This window comes from Algoriphagus iocasae (genome assembly GCF_014206875.1).
Taxonomy (GTDB): Bacteria; Bacteroidota; Bacteroidia; order Cytophagales; family Cyclobacteriaceae; genus Algoriphagus; species Algoriphagus iocasae.
Genome location: NZ_JACIJO010000002.1, coordinates 537,857 through 554,420, shown reverse-complemented (window position 1 = coordinate 554,420; position 16,564 = coordinate 537,857). Strand labels below are relative to the sequence as shown.

Sequence of the window (16,564 nt, the reverse complement as noted above, 5' to 3'; positions counted from 1 at the left end):
CAATTTTTATGTTTGCAGTGGCCTTGTTATTTTGGTTTCAATTTAGGAGGACAAACAAACCCAAAGAACCCGAATCTCCTAAGCAAAAGTCAACCAAGAGGAAAAAGCATTAAGCATGGATATTTCTTATCTGATTTACGTTATCATTACATTGCTTTTTTCGGCTTTTTTCTCCGGAATGGAGATAGCTTTCATTTCATCTAATAAGCTTCAGATAGAACTGCAAAGAAAACAGGGATCTCTGGTAGGAAAAGTACTCAGCACCTTTGTAAATAAGCCCGGCCAGTTCATCGGCACCACATTAATGGGAAATACCGTTTCCTTGGTGCTCTATGGTATTTTTATGGCTTTTCTTCTTGAGGATCCATTAAAAATGATTCTCCCGGAAGGGTTTAATAATGAAGCATTTATACTGGTTCTGCAGACGGTGGTTTCTACCATCATTGTATTAATAACAGCCGAGTTTATCCCAAAAAGTCTCTTTATGCTAAATCCAAATAGCATGTTGACATTTTTTGCGATCCCTTTCCTGGCAATTTATTTCGTCATGTACCCGATCGTTTGGGCGGTTGTGGGACTTTCCAGATTCTTTATTACCAAAGTTCTGCGTTTGGAATACAGCGAAGATAAGCCTGTTTTTACCGTGACTGATCTGAATAGTTTTATTCAAAACCATTTGAATCAGGAGAAGGAAGAAGGAAAAGTTGATATCGATACCAAGATTTTTGACAATGCGGTGGAGTTCAAAACTGTGCGTGTGAGGGAATGTATGGTTCCTCGTACTGACATCGTCTCTGTAGAAATCGAAGACTCAATCGAAGAGTTGAAGGAAGTTTTTGCTGAGAGTGGGCATTCCAAAGTAATTGTTTATCGGGAAACCATCGATGATGTGATCGGCTATTGCCATCAGTTGGAATTATTTAAGAAGCCAAAAACGATAGAGGAAATTTTAACTCCAATTATTATTGCTCCTGAATCCGCATTGGCAAATGAACTCTTGATTGAGTTTATTCAGGAAAGAAAAAGTTTGGCTTTGGTAGTGGATGAATTCGGTGGAACGAGTGGAATTGTCTCCATGGAAGATATTATCGAAGAGATATTTGGTGAGATCGAAGATGAGTACGATAACGATGATTTGATCGAACAGAAGACCGGAGATTATGAATATTTGTTAAGTGCCCGTCACGAAATAGATTATTTAAATGATAAATATGGATGGGAATTACCTTACGGAGATTTTGAAACCTTGTCGGGATTAATTCTTTCTTTAACCGAAAACCTGCCCAAGAAGGGCGAGTCGGTCGTTTTTGGGCCATATACTTTTACAATTATGACCAAACAAGACCATAGAATTGACTCAGTAAAACTAAAAATCAATAGCTCAGGGATTTTTTGATAAAGGTTTGATTCAGAATATATTTTGAATTTCGACCCTAATGCTATTATTTTGCGACACTTCTAAAAAAGCGTAGAAATACAAATGGCGTTAATTAAACAAATAAGACAGAGAACGGGTCTCGCAATCGGTGTCATTGCCGGCGGGTTGATTTTATTCCTATTGGGTGGAGATTTGCTAAGTCCAAATTCTTCCTTACTCAATTCAAATCAAAACATAGTGGGTGAAATCGCAGGAGAAGAAATCTCCTACGAGGAATACGTCGCAAGTGTAGAGCAGTTTAGAGCTGCCTTTCAGCAAAGAACTGGAAGAGCGCCTTCAGAGCCAGAAATGTTTTCTGTAAGAGAGCAGGCTTGGCAAGCATTGATCGTAGAAAAAGTATTCAAAGAAGAATACGAAAAACTAGGTCTGACTATCTCTGATGCAGAATTAGTAGATATGGTTCAGGGTAAAAACATTGTTGCCGAGCTTCGTCAGCAATTGGTAAACCCTCAAACTGGTCAATTCGATAAATCTCAATTGGTTTCTTTCCTTCAGTCTTTGGAGAATGCTGATCCAACTCAGCAGGCTTTCTGGGCACAGCAGGAGCAATTATTTGCTGACTCCAGATTGAGAATCAAATATGACAACATGTTGGCTTTCTCAGAGTACACTACTTCTGTAGAAGCGAAACACGAATACCAAGCTGCAAACACTACAGCAGACGTATCTCATCTTTTCGTTCCATATTATGCGATTGCAGATTCTGCAGTTTCTGTAAGCGAAAGCGAAATGAAAGATTATTTGAGCAAAAATCAGAGCAAATTCAGAACTGGTTCTAGTGCAAATATTGAATATGTAAGCTTTAGCATTTTGCCAAGCAGCCAGGATTCTGCTGAGGTAATTTCTGAAATTCAGTCTTTGACGGAAGAATTGAGAAACTCTGATAACGATTCTGTATTTGTTGCAAGAAATTCTGAGTCTCAATTCCCATTCTTTACTTACGTACCAGGAACAGACCTTCCTGTAGGATTGACATCTAATGTAGACGAGATTGAAGATGGTGCTACTTATGGACCATTTGTAACTCCTAATTCTACTTATGTGACTTACAAGATTTCTGATCAATATGAAGGCGCTCCAAGAATGAGAGCTTCTCATATTTTGTTTAGCACAGAAGGAATGGACGATGCTGCGAAAGAAAATGTAAAAGCACAGGCTGAGCAGGTTCTAGCGGATTTGAAAGGTGGAGCTAATTTCGCAGTTACAGCACAACAATATGGTCAGGATGGTTCTGCTCAAAATGGTGGTGATCTTGGATATTTTGCACAGGCAGATTTCGTAGAGCCATTTGCAAATGCAGTTTTCGCTGAGAAATCTACTGGTTTGATCGATAACCTAGTGGAGACAGACTATGGATACCATATCATCGAAGTTACTGGCTTGCCTTTGACTACTTATACTAAACTTGCTGTTTTAGAGCTTGAATTGGTAGCTAGTGATGCTACAAGAAACGAGGCATTCAGAAATGCTGATTCTTTTGCTGCTGAAAGCGGAAACAGAAACCAGTTTAAAGAAAATGCTGCTGCGCAAGGATACAGAGTATTAGAAGCGAGCAACGTAGATGCTTCTAGCAGAAACATCAATAACATCCAGAATGCAAGAGAAGTCGTTAGATGGGCATTCTCCGAAGCGTCAGAAGACGAAGTTTCTCCAGTATTCGAATTGGACAATAATTATGTAGTGGCTTCTTTGATCAGCAAGAAAGAAGAAGGCGATGCAGAATTGGCAGATGTTCGAGCTCAAGTAGAAACTCAAGTAAGAAACGATAAGAAAGCGGCGATGATCGCTGAAAAGCTAAAAGGAAAAACGACTTTGGAAGAAATGCAGAGCGTATTCCCTGAAGCTTCTCTTAATACCACTCCAGACTTGAAGTTGAGCGCTTCTGTGATTCCAGGTGTTGGTTTTGCTCCTAAAGCTATCGGTTCAGTATTTGGTTTGAAAAACGCAGGCGAAATGACTGCACCAGTAAAAGAAGATGTCGGAGTGATCGTAGCAAAGTTAAATTCTTTGACTCCTGCAGCTGAAATCGGAGACTATTCCGGATTCCAGAGACAGTTGACACAGTCAGCCGCACAGAGGACATCCTACCAGGTCATGATGGCCCTTCAGGATCTCGCGGATGTGAAAGACTATCGATATAAATTCTTTTAAATAAGATCTACATCGGAACCCATGCCTACCAGCATGGGTTCTTTGTTTGAAGCAATTGAAAAGTTAAAAAGGAGAATTTCATGGATCGAAATTTTGATAAAGAAAACTTCAAAGAAAAATTAGAGGCTTCGGGACAGTTTCCCATGCTATATATGTTTAAATTTATAGTTCCAGCTGGGAAGGAAAAGGAGATATCAGTTTTGTTTCCTAAAAACGAAGTACTGATCAAGCCAAGTTCCGGAGGTAAATACGTCAGCACCACGATTCAGGCCATGATGGAAACATCTGACCAGATCATTGGGATTTATGAAAAAGTAGCTAAGATCGAAGGAGTAATTTCGCTTTAAACAAGGAAAAGATGTGGAAAGAAGAAGACAATAAACTCAAAAGAACATTCAAGTTTGCGGATTTTCAGGAAGCCTTTGCTTTTATGACCCGAGTGGCATTTCTTGCTGAGGCTGCCCAGCATCATCCCAACTGGAGTAATGTGTATAACCAAGTGACTATCGAGTTGACCACACATGATGTGGGAAATAAGGTTACTGAAAAAGATTATTCCCTGGCAAAAGCCATTGACTCTTTGGTTTGATGAGCGAAGATTCCCGTCCCAATCTGTATTTGGTGCCTACCCCTATAGGCAACCTCAAAGATATTACGCTTCGAGCGATTGAAGTGCTGAAGCAAGCGGATGTGATTTTGGCAGAGGATACCCGTACGAGTGGGAAGTTGCTGAAACATCTGGAAATCTCCCGGCCATTGCAGAGCTATCATATCTTTAACGAGCATAAGACTGTAGAAAAGCTGGTGCAAAGAATGAAGGCTGGAGAGTATTTTGCATTGATCAGCGATGCAGGAACTCCGGCAATCTCTGACCCGGGGTTTTTATTGGTTAGAGAAGTTTTACAAGCTGGGCTGGACGTACAATGTCTTCCTGGTCCCACAGCCTTCGTTCCGGCATTGGTCAATAGTGGCCTTCCCAATGATAGATTTGTGTTTGAAGGTTTCCTACCTCATAAGAAAGGTCGGAAAACCCGTATAGAGGGGTTGATGGAGGAAGTCAGAACCATGATTTTTTATGAATCCACTCATAGAATCCAAAAAACACTGGAGCAATTCGCAGAGGCTTTTGGCCCGGAAAGGCAAGCTTGTGTTTCCAGAGAATTGACCAAATTGCATGAGGAAAATGCAAGAGGAACATTAGCCGAACTTATTGACTATTACCAAACTCATCCGATAAAAGGTGAGATTGTATTGGTAGTGGCAGGAAAGAATCCAAAGTCAGATTAAGACAATTACAAATTTTATGAATACCCAAGAGCATTTAAGCAATCTGCTAGAGCAGACTCAGGAAATTGCCAAGCAAGTCGGTTCGTTTATTCGTAAAGAGCGACAGCATTTTGATGTGGAGAAAGTCGAGCACAAAGGATTCAATGATTTGGTTTCTTATGTGGATAAGGAAGCAGAGAAAAAAATCGTTGCGGCACTTTCTAAGATTCTTCCTGAAGCTGGGTTTATTACCGAAGAAGGAACCAATACCACCAAAGCGGATCGATTTAACTGGGTCATCGACCCCTTGGACGGAACTACCAATTTTATTCACGGAATTCCTGTTTTTGCGGTTAGCATTGCCTTGATGGAATATGATGAGTTGGTGCTGGGAGTGGTTTACGAAGTAAATAGACATGAGTGCTTTTACGCCATGAAAGGTGGAGGTGCATTTTGTAATGATACTCCGATTAAAGTAAGTCCTGCTCCGGATTTGTCAGCCTCTTTGATTGCCACAGGGTTTCCTTACTATAATTTTGAGCTGATCGATAAGTATCTGGCAGCTTTGAAATCCATGATGCAAAAGACTCATGGTTTGAGAAGGTTTGGTAGTGCTGCGACAGACCTTTGTTATGTAGCTGCAGGAAGAATAGAGGGGTTTTTTGAATACAATCTCAATTCCTATGATGTGGCAGCAGGTGCCTTGATCGTTCAGGAAGCTGGTGGTACAGTCACTGATTTTTCTGGGGGAAAGAACTTTGTTTTCGGAAGAGAAATCATTGCCTGCAATGGAAAAATCCAGGAGGAGTTTACGAAGGAATTACAGGAAATCTGGAATTAATTTATCCTAACAAATAATACCAAGCCAGAAGGGATATCCCAGCAATAGGAATCCCCAATCCAGCTAATAATGTGGCTAGTTTTGGTCTTAAATTGAAATTGATGGCGACTATAGATCCAGTGATCATAGGCGCCATTCCACTTTCTAGGACTGTTACTTTGAAAGTCAGGCTTTCCTCGGAAAGAAAATTTCTGTAAACCAACCAAACCAAAAGTGGGGCAAGAATCAGTCTATACCCCATACCCATCCAAAAATACCTGGATTTAAGAGAATCAAAATCCAGTGAGAATTTCATCCCGATGGCAAAGAGGGCAAGTGGTGCCATGGTTCTTCCAATGATTTTTAACAAGGGTAGTAAAAATTCCGGTGTAGGAATCTCCAGTATGCTCATGATCATGGTTCCTACCAAAAATCCGAAAGGCGGGAAACTTATAATTTTTAGGGGGATACTGCTCAATTTACCTTCTTGATGGCTATATAATGATCCAACCAAAATCGATAGCGAAGAAACCAAAAGGAATGATCCTCCCTGATCTATCAGCAAAGCGATAGGCATTCCTTCCCTTCCATAGAGTCCTTCTACAATTGGAAAGCCCAGGAAAGATGTATTTGCCAGTCCGGAAACGATAATCAGGCATCCGGTGAGTCCACGGTCCCAGTTAAAGATTTTCCCTAGGGTTCCGAATAAAATCCAAGAAAGAATAAAGGTAAACCAAGCTGCTGAAATGGGGATCAAAAGAGCCCATTCGGCCTTGATTTGGGGAATATAGAGCAAAGCCAAGGCTGGTAGGACAATATTCAAAAGGTAGTAATTGGTCCATTTGATGGCTTTTTCGGTAGGGAAATCCTTCCGGTTTTGTAAAAATAATCCCAAAAAAAGTCCCAAAACTGCAATGATGACTGGTATCATGGGGTTTTAGGATAAAAGGTAATGGTTATTAACATAGATTTAATTTTAAAATATTGTATCGTATTGTAAATCAGTATACTTTTAAGCGATCAAACCAATTCCTATGACTAAACTTGTACCTATTTCCATAGCAGGCAGAAAATGGATTCAGCTTTCTCAGCTAAGTTCGAAACATGCCAAACAATTCAGATCCTGGTTGCCGGTAAATAGTTTGAAGAAAATTCCTTTTCAGGGAATTGAACTCAACGAATGTGTGGATTTCTCTACTTATGAATTTTGGTTTAGATCTCATCAGGAGACTACCGGAAGTCATAATGTGTTCGACTTTTAAGTCAATCCGGCACTTTCCCTTTTTTCATCAAAATATTTTTCTACCTCGGGATAGAATGAACTTTCCGCTGCTGGAACACCATACAGGGTGAATTCGACATTTCCCTCTACTTCATCCTGATTTACCTGAATTCCTTCCAGCATATACACCAAATCCTCAAAACTTAAGGGTTCAAAACTGGAAGAAGGATATAGAATAAATTCATTTCCATAAAAATCCACTGCCTCAAACTGGATTTTTCCCTCAATCGAATGGGCATAAATGCTAATCTGCTCTCCCCACTGACTTTCCGGATATTGGAGCTTTACCAGTAAAACAGAAGTCACCTCATTCTCAAAATAGGATTCCGGCGTGAATTTAAAATCAAACATGACGCTAAAATAGTGAATCCGGCAAAGGAATGCTTTAATCTTTGATCAATGCTTTATTGGGATTGGAATATCAATTGTTTCAGGCTATTTTTGGGCTCGTTTTTGAGCTGCGTTCGGTAGCTCATTTTCCAACAGTAAATCCGCTTTCAAACCCCTGATTATGAAAAGAGATACGGTAATATTTGACCTAATTAACCAAGAAGAGGACAGACAAAAAAGAGGAATCGAGTTAATTGCCTCAGAAAACTTCACTAGCAAGCAAGTAATGGAAGCTGCTGGGAGCGTTTTGACAAACAAATACGCAGAAGGTTTGCCAAACAAAAGATACTATGGTGGCTGTGAAGTAGTGGATCAAATCGAGCAGTTGGCGATCGATCGTGCCAAGCAACTTTTTGGAGCTACTTGGGCAAACGTTCAGCCTCACTCTGGAGCTCAGGCAAATGCTGCTGTAATGCTAGCTTGCCTAAAAGCTGGTGATGCTATCCTTGGTTTTGACTTGTCTCATGGTGGTCATTTGACTCATGGATCTCCGGTAAACTTTTCAGGTAAGCTTTATGTACCTCATTTTTACGGTGTAGAAGAAGAGACAGGAAGAATCGATTATGACAAAGTGGAAGAGAAGGCTTTGGCTGTTTCTCCAAAAATGATCATTTGTGGAGCTTCCGCTTATAGCCGTGATTGGGATTATGAGCGTTTGAGAGAAATTGCGGATGAGGTAGGTGCTATTTTGTTGGCGGATATCTCCCATCCATCAGGCTTGATCGCAAAAGGTTTATTAAACGATCCATTGGATCATTGCCATATTGTAACCACTACCACGCATAAGACTCTAAGAGGACCTCGAGGAGGTTTGATCATGATGCGTGAAGATTTTGACAATCCTTGGGGATTGACTACTCCAAAAGGAGAAATCAGAAAAATGTCTTCATTGTTGGATATGGGAGTTTTCCCAGGTACTCAAGGTGGACCTTTGGAGCATATTATTGCTGCCAAAGCAATTGCATTCGAAGAGGCACTATCTGATGATTACATGCATTATGTCCTTCAGGTGAAAAAGAATGCATCCGTAATGGCGGATCAGTTCGTAAGTCTTGGATACCAGATTATTTCTGGAGGAACAGATAATCACATGATGTTGATCGATCTTAGAAACAAGGAGCTTACCGGCAAAATCGCTGAGGAAACCCTTGGTAAAGTAGATATCACCATCAATAAAAACATGGTTCCTTTTGATACCAAATCTCCTTTTGTTACTTCCGGGATGAGAGTAGGAACAGCTGCTGTTACTACCAGAGGTTTGAAAGAAGAAGATATGGTAAAGATTGTCAATTTGATCGATAGAGCGTTGACAAACCATACAAATGATGCCGAATTGGCAAACATCCGTGCAGAGGTAAATGCCTGGATGAATCAGTTTCCATTATACTAGAATTAATTACCACCTGTGGCGTTAGATCAATATCAAGATGAGGAAGAAGAAGGAATGTCCTTTTTGGACCATTTAGAAGCCCTTCGTTGGCACCTTCTTCGTTCCATTTCTGCAATTTTAGTCCTATCTGTAGCAGCTTTTGTTGCAAAAAGCTTTGTGTTTGGAGTCGTTATCCTTGGACCTTCCAAGGTTGACTTTGTGACTTATCGTTGGCTTTGCAATGTCAGTGATTACCTGGGCATTCCGGCGCTATGTATAGACGAACTGCCGTTCACGATCCAAAGTAGGCAGATGACAGGGCAGTTTACCATGCACATGACTTCCAGTTTTGTGGTAGGTTTTATCGCTGCCTTTCCATTTGTGTTTTGGGAAATCTGGAGGTTTATCAGCCCTGGTTTGTATGATCAGGAAAGAAGAGCAGCAAGAGGAGCAGTCTTTTTCGTCAGCTTGTTATTCTTTATGGGAGCAGCTTTTGGCTATTATATCCTATCGCCTTTATCGATCAATTTCCTTTCAAACTATCAGTTGGACCCATCTATTCTGAATGAGTTTGATATTACATCCTACATTTCCACTTTGACGATGTTGGTTTTGGCATCTGCCATTATGTTCCAACTTCCAGTGGTAGTGTATTTCTTAGCAATGTCGGGTTTGGTGACTTCAGGGATGCTCAAAGCGTATAGAAGGCATGCGATTGTGGTGATCTTGGTGCTTTCAGCAATTATTACTCCACCGGATGTAATCAGCCAGGTCTTAATTGCAATGCCGATTTTGGTGCTTTATGAAGCAGGTATTCAGATTGCAAAAAGATTGGAAAAGAAACGTGCACTGAAGAGAGCTGAGGAAGAGATCGATGATGCACTTTAAGGTTAGATATTAGATTTTAGTAACAAGTATCAAGTAGCTAGATTTTAGAATCTAGAGCCTATAATTAAGAAGCTAAAGTCAATATTCTACAGCTTGAGATAAAATTGGAAGGTCAGGACTTCGGTCTTCGGTCTTCTGTCTTCCGTCTTTTAAAAAAAAAATTATGTCAAAGAAAATAGCAATAGGAGGAGACCATGCAGGCTTTGAATACAAAGCTAAATTGGTCAGCAAATTGGAATCTCAAGGATATGAGGTAAAGGATTTTGGTCCTTTTTCAACAGATTCTGTGGACTATCCAGACTATGTACATCCATTGTGTTCAGCTATAGAAGCAGGAGAGTTCGAACTTGGGATTGTCATCTGTGGAAGTGGAAACGGTGTTGCTATCACTGCCAATAAGCATCAGGGAATCCGTGCAGCGCTTTGCTGGGATAATGAACTGGCAGCTTTGGCAAGACAGCATAACAATGCGAATGTAATTGCCCTACCTGCACGTTTTATCGCCTACGAATTGGCAGAACAGCTGGTGGAGACATTCCTGACTACGGATTTTGAAGGAGGAAGACACCTTAACAGAGTAAATAAAATTGCTTGTAGTTAAGTGTAGGATGCTGGATGTCCGGTGTCCGATGTAAAAAGCCCAAACTTGATTTCTCAGGTTTGGGCTTTTTTTTGAAGTTATTAAGGATAATTTTCCTTACCTGAATTAGATTTTCGATTTGTTATCTGAAAGAAATTTTGTGATTGCATCTCCTAATTCTTTTAACTGCTCATTTTTGCCGCCATCTTTCAGAAAATCCCTAGTATTAATCGTGTAGGCCCAATCCATATTATCTCCGTTGGATACTGCCAATGTACTTGATCCAGGAGTACTTCCCGATCTGGCAGATCCGTTTGCTCTTCCTCCTGTACCCCAAACTGCATAGTTTCGGATGGTCTGTACCATTGCCAATGCAGATGAGGCCATGCCACAACTTCCTGCGGCAACTTCCTTGATCATTCCGTCACCACCAAATACTTTTGGCACTTCATCTTTACTTGTCACTTTTACTGCACTCAAACCTAAGGCAGAGCTTTCTGTAGCAACTTCATTACTAGGCCTTGGCGAAGCTACAGTGGGCCAAACCTTTACTTCTGTCACATTTATTTTGTCCAAAACAGCAGATTTTAAATAATTAAAATAGTTTTTACCACTGACTTTCTCAATAATCAAGGTGAGCAGGACATATCCATAATTGCAGTAATTATCAACTTTGCCTGGATCATCCTTCAGCTTTTTGTTTTTGTACATGTATTTGGCTAGTTCGGTTTTTGTAACCGCTCGATTAAGACCAAGTGCAATCGCCACATTCCGCATATCGTAGGTGCAGTCATATCCTTTTGCATCAAACCCTCCTTTGTTTTCGAGCAGGTTTTTTACTGTGATATCATCACTTCGGCTGTCTTTTGGACCGCTGAATCCAAGGATCTTATAGGCTTTGTCATTCGGGTCGAGCACTTTGGGACTTTTATTATAAAGCTCCCTGATTGCGGCATGCACAAAGAGTTTTGAGCAACTTGCTAGCAGAAAAAGGTCTGAATTGTCTGCTGTTTTGTAATTACTTTCTGCCCAAGTGAATGCTTTGTTGTATTTAATGCTTCCTGCCTTGCCTACACAGAGTTGGGCATATCGAACTCCATGCTTAACCATAAATTTCTTAAAAATTGCATCTAATCCGTTGGTAGCCGAAGTTCCAGGGCCATTTGTCCTCCAAATTCGCGGTTTTGGAGCGTGTGTTTCTGCGAATACAACTGCAAATTTTGCACTGCTTCCCACACCACCGGCATCTACAGTGAAGGGAATCCTTCCAGCAGCTACCTGATCATTGAATGTTTTCTGATAGGAAGTGGGACCAATATTATGACGGGCTACAAATGTTCCCCGAATGCGATCTGTAAACAAGGCACAGTAGTGGTTATCTTCAAAAACAGAAACTATCTCAGGTGTATAATATGGAAGTTGTATACATGCACTGAATTTCTTTTGGTACTCTGATGCTGTAAGATCTGAATAAACCAACCATTTCGTATTGCCGATATTGCTGACCCAGGTAGCGGCATATAATCTTGAACTGGAGGATCCATATGCAGCACAGGCACGAAGGATCAGATTTTTTTCTTTTGCATCTGCATTTTGAGAATCAAATTGCGCCTTAGTCATTCCATGTTTTGCAATTACAGCAGGAAAACTTCTCTTCTCAAATACCGCTGCAAAAACTGCCGAACTCCCAGATCCTGTAGCTGAAATGAGAGTGGGTACATAGCCTTTGGCGTTCCAGGTATTAAAAAAAGTTTGATATCCCTGGGCATTGACGCCGTGGATGGCAGCATAAGCTGGCCCTGCTTCTTTTACCCAAACTGCAGCATAGCGAGGACTTGAACTTGAGCCATATACGCTCAAAGATATCATTCGGAATCCTGAGCCGGAATAACTGTTGAACTTTGCCTGATGTTGGGAGCTAGTGACTCCGTGATAGGCGACAAATGGTACTGGCATAATCAAATGGGTTTATGTGAAAAATACTCGAAAAATTTCCCTAAAAAACTGCTAAGATCGCCTTAGAAAGTGGACCAAAATCTAGAAATTAATTTCCATATATACAAGCAATTTGAATTTATAAACAACTGAAATACAGTTAGTTTGGCGAAATATTGTTCTGTGAAAGAAGCTTTGCTTGATCTTCAAATAAGTTTTTTTTCGGATAAAAAGTCCAAACTCTAATTACGCCAACTTGTTGCTTTGAAAAATTCAGAAATAATTAATGAAAAAGCCCAAACAGAATCTCTCTAGTTTGGGCTTTTTCATTAGATATTAAAAGGTCTTTACAAACTTGCCTTCCCATTAGCTACTTCACTTGCTAAAATCAAGGCATTGTAGAGATTGGCGATTTTGCCGGATTTAGAGATTTCTGAGAAGGACTTCTCAGGCCCTTCAGGACCACCAACCTGTACCTTAATAGATGGAGCAATTCCTGACTTCATAATGACTTGTTTTACCTGTGCAGCAGTGAGATCAGGGAAATAAGATCGGATCATGGCTGCTAGGCCAGCTACTGCCGGAGCCGCCATCGAAGTACCGCCTTGAAATTCATATTGATTATCAGGCATGGTGGAATAAATCTCATCACCAGGAGCAAAGATGTCTACATTTTCTTTTCCATAATTGGAAAAAACTGCAACCATCTCTGAACCATAGTAGGGAGTCAAAGCGCCTACAGTTAGGTAATTATCAACCAATTCATCGGTATTGGTCTGTGGATGATCATTTGGGAAATTTGGGTTCTCTGGAGAATCGAGATCATTGCCGTCATTGCCTGCCGCATGCACAAAGAGAACATCTTTGGAAGCTGCATATTTTAAGGCATCATACACCCATTCCGAATTCGGAGAAAATGCCTTTCCAAAACTCGCATTAATCACTTTGGCACCATTATCAGCTGCATAACGAATAGCTAATGCAATGTCCTTATCGTATTCGTCACCATTTGGTACAGTCCGGATTGACATGATTTTTACATTTGATGCCACTCCATCTACTCCCTTTTTATTGTTTCGGGTGGCAGCGATGATTCCGGCTACATGGGAACCATGGCTTTCATCCGAAACTCTGATATTCGGATCTCCATTGCCATAATCCTGATCGGTGTAGTCATACGGGTCATCTCCCACCGGAGTTCTACCATTAAAGTCCACATTCAGATTGTAATTCACTTGCGCCTCGTAGTACTTAATTCCCTGCTGAAGATCTTTGATCGCCGCCGGAACTTCCTCTCCCATGGTCATCACCTGCACCAGCATTCCCACAGTTCTTTCCTCCTGTGTATTTTTAGGCTGATAGTTTTGCAAATCAGCGAGAGTATAATTCTCCTTTCCTAAAGCTTCTTTGATGTTATTGTCTGCCATGGTTACCATGGCTTCGATTTGCTTGAGTTGAGGTAAGGCAGCTTGCGCTTCAGGGAGTTTTTCATTGAGCTTTTCTCTGGCAGCAGCTTGATAGGCTTCATCACCGATTTTTAAACGAAGAATTCGAGTCATTTCCATCTGTTCGTTATAAGATTCGCCCAGGAAATTATAGCCATGGATATCGTCGATATAACCATTTCCGTCATTATCAATGCCATCGCCTGCTTTCTCGCCTGGGTTAGTCCAAAGTACATCTTTGATGTCTTCATGATCCAGATCAATGCCCGAATCTATTACAGCAACAATCACCTCTTCCCCTTTTCTCTTCTTCAAAAGCTCCGCGTAGGCACGATCCACGCTCATGCCCGGGATGGTATCTTTTTGCAAATCCAGATGACCCCAATGCCTGGATTGCTGATCTGAGAGTTCTGCTACTTTGGGGCTAGAGTTTGTGTAACTGATAGGAGGAGCCGTCAATACTAATGAGGAATTACATCCCATCACTATCAGGCCAATACCTAGACCTGCCAAAATTTGAATCTTGCTTTTAATCATAGTTAAAAGTAACGCTCTCAATTAAAACAGAGAGGAAAAATGAGTGTTAAAAATCGTGAAGTATTCTTTGTTTTACTTGAGTGGACAATTTTGAATGGTAGTTGGAATTTCTTCATTCTTCGCCAAGCTGATCATTCCTTCCTTTTCAATTCCTCTACCTTCGCTTTCGCATGCCCATTATTTGGGTTTAGGGAAAGGGATTTTTCATAGTTTTCAATTGCTTTTGACGTGTCACCTAATACTTCATAAGCTTCTCCCAAGCTATCAAAGACGTTGTAGGAGTCAGTATAATTCTCAGTATTTAAAATAAAGAAATCCAATGCTTTCGATTTCTCAGCTTCGTTTCTGCTTTGAAGTTTACTGTATGCAATGCGGTTCACGAGGCTTTCTGGCGGAGCAAAAGTCCAGGATAGCCGATGCGAAATATCCTGAAAATGCTGGGTGAGTTGCTCTAAGTTATCCACATCCCGATAAGAAATCCCATAGCCTTCAAAAATACTGTTGATTCCATTGTGGAAAGCAATCATGGGAACGGAACTATGATCCTCATTTTCGAAATATTCCAATTTCGCAGGAAATACTCCATCATAGTTACTGTTGAGCGATTCATACAATCGCACATGTCGGTCCCGGTTTCTGATATTTCTTTTGCCCCAATTCGCAGTGGCGAAATAGATGTATCTCTTAAATGAATTAGGGCCTATTGCCTCTAATTTTTTGTCCATGGTTTCGGCATCCCAGGAGCCAATACTTGGATCAATAGCCAGGAAGGAATTGAAAATGGTGTTTTCTTTCATATAAGCATGGGCAGCCAATAATCCTCCAAGCGAATGCCCAAAAAGAATTCGATATGGGACCGTCCGATACTCCTGATCCAGTTTTGGAATCAGCTCCTCCTCAAGAAATGCCAAGAAATTATCTCCACCTCCAAAATCATTCTCCCTAGCCGTGACTATCTTATCGGGCGTGAAATCCCGGGTTCGACTTACATTTTGAATGCCGACAACAATCATCTCGGGAATTCTTCCAATGCTACCCATATAGTTCGTCATACCGCTAATCGGATGAAAAAAGCTGCTTCCATCCAATACAATCAGCAGGGGATATTCTTTATAAGAGGACTCTGGATTGCCATAAGATTCCGGAAGACTGACCCAATAACTTCTGTCCTCATCCAAAATGCTGGAGTGGATAGTATGAGTACTGCCGATTTCAATGTTCCCTGTTTCTTGAGATTTTGCTTGTCTGATTCCAAAAAGAAAGAGGATCAGTAGGAGGTGATATTTATGCATGGTTCTAGTTAGGTCAATCAAAAATTTCCAGTCCAAGCCATGAAGAACGGAAACAAAATTATTTTAGGTCTTATCCTTTACGGGTTTTTGAAAGAGGAAGGTTGGGTAAGATTGAAAAAAAAGCAAACTCTTCCTATCTATGATTAGCAGGCATTCCCTATACGCTCTTCATATCACGATAGCGGGCATTAATTAATAAAAATATGCCAAACATAGTCAGGCCTAAAGCAACCAAGGATAAGACAAGTGTTCCGAATTCATCCTGAAGAAAACTAAACGCATCCTTGGTCCCTCCAGCCTCCTCAGAACTGTAGGAAAAGGCGGCTCTATATGTCAGAAAAGCGATCACTCCAATGACTATTCCTCTAGAGGTATAGCCGATTTTCCCTAGGGTAACCATCAATTTCTGTATTTTAGGATCCAAATTTTGAGCTTTTATTCTCTTTTTGTACAACTCAGTGTAGGCAATGACCATTTGAAAAATGGCTCTTCCCAGAAAGATGGTGGCTATAATGAGTACGATGACCTGCCCAGCTGGCCTGTTTAAGGCAGTTGCAATTAAAGATTCCTGCCCGTCTCCAGATTCTCCACCAGATCCAATTAGAATCTGAATTGCTGAAAATGCCATAAGACCATAGAAAACTCCACTGGAAAAGAAGCCTAAGCGATTTCCTATTCCTTTTAAATCTTTCCCTTCCTTGTCAGGATCCATAATGGCCTGATAAAAACGCCAGAATACATAAGCGACCAGTCCTGCTGCTGTGATTCCGAGCAAAATACTTCCAAGTGTGTTATTCTGGAGGGATCTCATTGCATCACTGCTCCCTGATTTGGAGCCCCCAGTTCCGATCGCAGCCATAAACGTCAGCACCCCAATCAAGATGTAAACAAAACCCTTGGTGGCAATGCCAAAACGCGCAATACTCTCTTTGTTAAAATCCATTCTTCATTCAAAAATTGCCCCTATTCGGCAGAAATGCTATTCTATCCAATTTAGGGGATTTTGTAGAGTTTTTGTGTTTTGGGTATTATAAATGATTTCTACCTTTGGTTAGCTTAATTTTTTCAGGATAATGCATTGAAAAAAACCGAGATTTAAGTAGTATAAAAAAACCTGCTCTTCAAGTTCCGATGAATATCATGGATATAATCTCGAAATATGATCAGAAGA

16 protein-coding genes are annotated in these 16,564 nt (G+C 40.7%); 10 read left to right on the top strand and 6 right to left on the bottom strand.

The features are described from left to right. Nucleotides 1-115: 115 nt before the first annotated feature. The 6 genes from FHS59_RS09805 (at nucleotide 116) to FHS59_RS09780 (ending at nucleotide 5,696) form a co-directional block, all read left to right on the top strand. Nucleotides 116-1,396, top strand: a complete 1,281-nt coding sequence (locus FHS59_RS09805; protein WP_184494967.1) for a hemolysin family protein — start codon at nucleotides 116-118, stop codon at nucleotides 1,394-1,396. A gap of 84 nt (nucleotides 1,397-1,480) precedes the next feature. After that, nucleotides 1,481-3,589 (top strand): peptidylprolyl isomerase, encoded by a 2,109-nt coding sequence (locus FHS59_RS09800; RefSeq protein ID WP_184494966.1) that lies wholly within the window; start codon nucleotides 1,481-1,483, stop codon nucleotides 3,587-3,589. Nucleotides 3,590-3,669: 80 nt separating this feature from the next. Further along, a complete protein-coding gene (locus FHS59_RS09795) occupies nucleotides 3,670-3,936 on the top strand; it encodes a DUF493 domain-containing protein (RefSeq protein ID WP_184494965.1) in 267 nt (88 codons plus the stop codon). 11 nt (nucleotides 3,937-3,947) lie between these two features. Then, a complete protein-coding gene (locus FHS59_RS09790; RefSeq protein WP_184494964.1) occupies nucleotides 3,948-4,178 on the top strand; it encodes a 4a-hydroxytetrahydrobiopterin dehydratase in 231 nt (76 codons plus the stop codon). Then, on the top strand, nucleotides 4,178-4,876 hold the full coding sequence (gene rsmI / locus FHS59_RS09785; RefSeq protein WP_184494963.1) for a 16S rRNA (cytidine(1402)-2'-O)-methyltransferase: 699 nt from the start codon (nucleotides 4,178-4,180) through the stop codon (nucleotides 4,874-4,876). Before FHS59_RS09790 ends, rsmI begins: the two co-directional genes overlap by 1 nt. Nucleotides 4,877-4,892: 16 nt before the next feature. Further along, nucleotides 4,893-5,696, top strand: coding sequence for an inositol monophosphatase family protein (locus FHS59_RS09780; RefSeq protein ID WP_184494962.1), 804 nt, complete (start codon nucleotides 4,893-4,895; stop codon nucleotides 5,694-5,696). 1 nt (nucleotide 5,697) lies between these two features. On the opposite strand, the gene FHS59_RS09775 is transcribed toward FHS59_RS09780, so the two are convergent. Then, the gene (locus FHS59_RS09775) at nucleotides 5,698-6,606 is read right to left on the bottom strand and encodes an AEC family transporter (RefSeq protein ID WP_184494961.1); all 909 of its coding nucleotides are present in this window, start codon (nucleotides 6,604-6,606) and stop codon (nucleotides 5,698-5,700) included. 103 nt (nucleotides 6,607-6,709) lie between these two features. On the opposite strand from FHS59_RS09775, the gene FHS59_RS09770 reads away from it, so the two are divergent. After that, a complete protein-coding gene (locus FHS59_RS09770) occupies nucleotides 6,710-6,937 on the top strand; it encodes a hypothetical protein (protein ID WP_184494960.1) in 228 nt (75 codons plus the stop codon). On the opposite strand, the gene FHS59_RS09765 is transcribed toward FHS59_RS09770, so the two are convergent. Continuing rightward, nucleotides 6,934-7,308: a UDP-glucuronosyltransferase gene (locus FHS59_RS09765; protein ID WP_184494959.1), complete on the bottom strand. Its 375-nt coding sequence runs from the start codon at nucleotides 7,306-7,308 to the stop codon at nucleotides 6,934-6,936. The two genes, FHS59_RS09770 and FHS59_RS09765, sit on opposite strands and share 4 nt — an antisense overlap. A 160-nt stretch (nucleotides 7,309-7,468) precedes the next feature. Here FHS59_RS09765 and glyA point away from each other — a divergent pair, with 160 nt between their 5' ends. The 3 genes from glyA (at nucleotide 7,469) to rpiB (ending at nucleotide 10,205) form a co-directional block, all read left to right on the top strand. Next, entirely contained in the window at nucleotides 7,469-8,737 is a 1,269-nt protein-coding gene (gene glyA, locus FHS59_RS09760; RefSeq protein WP_184494958.1) for a serine hydroxymethyltransferase, read from the top strand. Nucleotides 8,738-8,752: 15 nt separating this feature from the next. Then, the gene (tatC, locus tag FHS59_RS09755; RefSeq protein WP_184494957.1) at nucleotides 8,753-9,604 is read left to right on the top strand and encodes a twin-arginine translocase subunit TatC; all 852 of its coding nucleotides are present in this window, start codon (nucleotides 8,753-8,755) and stop codon (nucleotides 9,602-9,604) included. 163 nt (nucleotides 9,605-9,767) lie between these two features. After that, nucleotides 9,768-10,205, top strand: a complete 438-nt coding sequence (rpiB, locus tag FHS59_RS09750; RefSeq protein ID WP_184494956.1) for a ribose 5-phosphate isomerase B — start codon at nucleotides 9,768-9,770, stop codon at nucleotides 10,203-10,205. A gap of 105 nt (nucleotides 10,206-10,310) precedes the next feature. Here the strand turns inward: rpiB and FHS59_RS09745 are convergent, their stop codons facing one another. The 4 genes from FHS59_RS09745 to FHS59_RS09730 form a co-directional block, all read right to left on the bottom strand. Next, nucleotides 10,311-12,140, bottom strand: a complete 1,830-nt coding sequence (locus FHS59_RS09745; protein ID WP_184494955.1) for a serine hydrolase — start codon at nucleotides 12,138-12,140, stop codon at nucleotides 10,311-10,313. Between the two features lie 326 nt (nucleotides 12,141-12,466). Continuing rightward, nucleotides 12,467-14,101, bottom strand: a complete 1,635-nt coding sequence (locus FHS59_RS09740; RefSeq protein WP_184494954.1) for a S8 family peptidase — start codon at nucleotides 14,099-14,101, stop codon at nucleotides 12,467-12,469. A 131-nt stretch (nucleotides 14,102-14,232) separates the two neighbouring features. After that, nucleotides 14,233-15,393 (bottom strand): alpha/beta hydrolase-fold protein, encoded by a 1,161-nt coding sequence (locus FHS59_RS09735; RefSeq protein WP_184494953.1) that lies wholly within the window; start codon nucleotides 15,391-15,393, stop codon nucleotides 14,233-14,235. Between the two features lie 157 nt (nucleotides 15,394-15,550). Continuing rightward, the gene (locus tag FHS59_RS09730; protein ID WP_184494952.1) at nucleotides 15,551-16,336 is read right to left on the bottom strand and encodes a DUF1206 domain-containing protein; all 786 of its coding nucleotides are present in this window, start codon (nucleotides 16,334-16,336) and stop codon (nucleotides 15,551-15,553) included. Nucleotides 16,337-16,564 lie beyond the last annotated feature (228 nt).

What these genes read in the sequence shown, in the direction of transcription:
- FHS59_RS09805 (WP_184494967.1), top strand. Translation starts at nt 116, where the DNA reads ATGGATATTTCTTATCTGATTTACGTTATCATTACATTGCTTTTTTCG.
- FHS59_RS09800 (WP_184494966.1), top strand. Translation starts at nt 1,481, where the DNA reads ATGGCGTTAATTAAACAAATAAGACAGAGAACGGGTCTCGCAATCGGT.
- FHS59_RS09795 (WP_184494965.1), top strand. Translation starts at nt 3,670, where the DNA reads ATGGATCGAAATTTTGATAAAGAAAACTTCAAAGAAAAATTAGAGGCT.
- FHS59_RS09790 (WP_184494964.1), top strand. Translation starts at nt 3,948, where the DNA reads ATGTGGAAAGAAGAAGACAATAAACTCAAAAGAACATTCAAGTTTGCG.
- rsmI (WP_184494963.1), top strand. Translation starts at nt 4,178, where the DNA reads ATGAGCGAAGATTCCCGTCCCAATCTGTATTTGGTGCCTACCCCTATA.
- FHS59_RS09780 (WP_184494962.1), top strand. Translation starts at nt 4,893, where the DNA reads ATGAATACCCAAGAGCATTTAAGCAATCTGCTAGAGCAGACTCAGGAA.
- FHS59_RS09775 (WP_184494961.1), bottom strand. Translation starts at nt 6,606, where the DNA reads ATGATACCAGTCATCATTGCAGTTTTGGGACTTTTTTTGGGATTATTT.
- FHS59_RS09770 (WP_184494960.1), top strand. Translation starts at nt 6,710, where the DNA reads ATGACTAAACTTGTACCTATTTCCATAGCAGGCAGAAAATGGATTCAG.
- FHS59_RS09765 (WP_184494959.1), bottom strand. Translation starts at nt 7,308, where the DNA reads ATGTTTGATTTTAAATTCACGCCGGAATCCTATTTTGAGAATGAGGTG.
- glyA (WP_184494958.1), top strand. Translation starts at nt 7,469, where the DNA reads ATGAAAAGAGATACGGTAATATTTGACCTAATTAACCAAGAAGAGGAC.
- rpiB (WP_184494956.1), top strand. Translation starts at nt 9,768, where the DNA reads ATGTCAAAGAAAATAGCAATAGGAGGAGACCATGCAGGCTTTGAATAC.
- FHS59_RS09745 (WP_184494955.1), bottom strand. Translation starts at nt 12,140, where the DNA reads ATGCCAGTACCATTTGTCGCCTATCACGGAGTCACTAGCTCCCAACAT.
- FHS59_RS09740 (WP_184494954.1), bottom strand. Translation starts at nt 14,101, where the DNA reads ATGATTAAAAGCAAGATTCAAATTTTGGCAGGTCTAGGTATTGGCCTG.
- FHS59_RS09735 (WP_184494953.1), bottom strand. Translation starts at nt 15,393, where the DNA reads ATGCATAAATATCACCTCCTACTGATCCTCTTTCTTTTTGGAATCAGA.
- FHS59_RS09730 (WP_184494952.1), bottom strand. Translation starts at nt 16,336, where the DNA reads ATGGATTTTAACAAAGAGAGTATTGCGCGTTTTGGCATTGCCACCAAG.